3 protein-coding genes are annotated in these 1,876 nt (G+C 65.9%); 2 read left to right on the forward strand and 1 reads right to left on the reverse strand.

Annotation, left to right across the window (positions count from 1 at the left end):
* Positions 1-79: 79 nt before the first annotated feature.
* The gene (locus tag ACFWF3_RS34250) at positions 80-523 is read right to left on the reverse strand and encodes a nuclear transport factor 2 family protein (protein ID WP_378626922.1); all 444 of its coding nucleotides are present in this window, start codon (positions 521-523) and stop codon (positions 80-82) included.
* Positions 524-615: 92 nt separating this feature from the next.
* Here ACFWF3_RS34250 and ACFWF3_RS34255 point away from each other — a divergent pair, with 92 nt between their 5' ends.
* Entirely contained in the window at positions 616-1,134 is a 519-nt protein-coding gene (locus ACFWF3_RS34255) for a winged helix-turn-helix transcriptional regulator (RefSeq protein WP_379318176.1), read from the forward strand.
* Between the two features lie 92 nt (positions 1,135-1,226).
* A partial coding sequence (locus ACFWF3_RS34260) for a hypothetical protein (RefSeq protein WP_379318178.1) occupies positions 1,227-1,876 on the forward strand: 650 nt, incomplete at its 3' end.

Raw genomic sequence — 1,876 nt, forward strand, 5'->3', positions numbered from 1 at the left:
GAACGCTTCCTCGACGACATCGGGGTCACCCGCAGACTCGAGCTCACCCCGGACGGCCTGGCCGAAGACGGTCCGGTGGCTACCGCCCAGAACTCGCGGCCCGGCGCACCGCTCCCGGATACCGGAGCAGATTCGGGCCCAACCACACCGCCACGGCGGTGAGCGCGAGCCAGGGTCGCAAGTGTGGGCGCATGCGCCGGATGCGGCCGTCGGAATCGAGGTCGAGCACCATCGCCTCGGTCATCCGGAAAGGCCCGAACCTGGCTTCGCCCAACAGGACTCGGGTGTCGCCGGTGCCGAGTGTGTCGGTCCATCGCAGATCGCTGACCGCGCGATAGACGAGGGTGAGCAACGGGGCGAGGTCGGTTCGGCCACGGAAGACGAGCCGCCCCGACACCGGTGAGATGAGCTCGGCATCGTCGGTCAAGGTGTCGAGCAGGGCGGGGATGTCGTTGTCGGTGGTCGCGCGCCGGAATCGGGCGACCGAATCGGTGGACACCGGATCGGCAAGGGCGTCGGGCATGGGAAATACACCTTCCTCTGTGGCGAATCGTTCAGGTGCCTCCCGACCGTAACCAGCTGACTTGCAAAAAGCAATGGACTATCCTGAGTGCTATGGCAAAAGTGGACCTCGCCGATATCGCGTGCTCGATCGCCCGTACCGTCGGCATCGTGGGGGAGCGGTGGACTCCCCTGATCCTGCGCGACCTGTTCCTCGGCATCAGCCGCTTCGAGGACCTGCGTCGAGACCTCGGCATCGCGTCCAATGTGCTGACCTATCGCCTTCGTACCCTGTGCGACCACGGGATCGTGGAAACCAGGGTGTACCAGGAGAACCCGACCCGCACCGAGTACGTCCTCACCGACCGCGGTCGCGATCTCTACCCGATCCTGACCATGCTGCTGGCGTGGGGAGATCGCTGGCTCGCCGGTGCGGATGGGCCGCCGCTGTCGGTGGTTCATCGCGACTGCGGTCACGTGACCGAGGGTGTCGTCGTCTGTCGAGCCTGCGCCGCTCCGCTCACCTCGGACAATGTCACCTGGCATGCCGGCCCGGGCGGTAGGCCCGGTCCCGGTGTCGTTCTCGTCGCCTCGCGCTTGACGCCTCTGCCGGACGGCGCTGCCTCCTGCTGATCGGCTCCGGCGAATTCGCCCCGGCGCCTTGACGATCGTTGTTTTAGTTGAATAGACTAAAACAACGATCAAGGCGAGAGGGTGTGGTTCGGATGGGGTACGGGAACTGGGATGACACCGCCTACCGGGCGGGCAAGACGTATCGGGCGCGGCAGGGGGTGGACGATTTCGGGTACACGGCCGAGATGCGGGCGAAGCCGTATGACACGTGGTGCGCGCATCCGCTGCTCGATCCCTTCGGGGTCGGCACGCGCGAGTGCCGGGACTCGGCCGAGCACGGGAACTCACTGCCGGTGGCCGTGCTGTTCGATGTGACCGGGTCGATGGGCCGGGTGCCACGCATCATGCAGGACAAGCTGGGAAAGCTGCACGGGCTGCTGAAGAACAAGGGGTACGCGCAGGACCCGCAGGTCCTGTTCGGCGCGATCGGCGACGCCGACACCGACCGGGTGCCGTTACAGATCGGGCAGTTCGAATCCGACAACCGGATGGACGAACAGCTGCGGGCGATCCTGCTCGAAGGCGGCGGTGGCGGGCAGAAGTCCGAAAGCTATGAACTGGCCGCTTATTTCGTCGCCGAGCATGTCGCGACGGACGCATGGGACAAGCGCGGCAAGAAGGGATACCTGTTCCTGATCGGCGACGAACTGAACAAGCCTCGCCTGGCCGCCCGGCACATCAGGGCGGTGATCGGCGATCACGTGCGCCGCGACGTGTCCGTCGAGTCGATCTATCGCGAACT

The organism is Nocardia sp. NPDC060220 (genome assembly GCF_042727815.1).
Taxonomy (GTDB): domain Bacteria; phylum Actinomycetota; class Actinomycetes; order Mycobacteriales; family Mycobacteriaceae; genus Nocardia.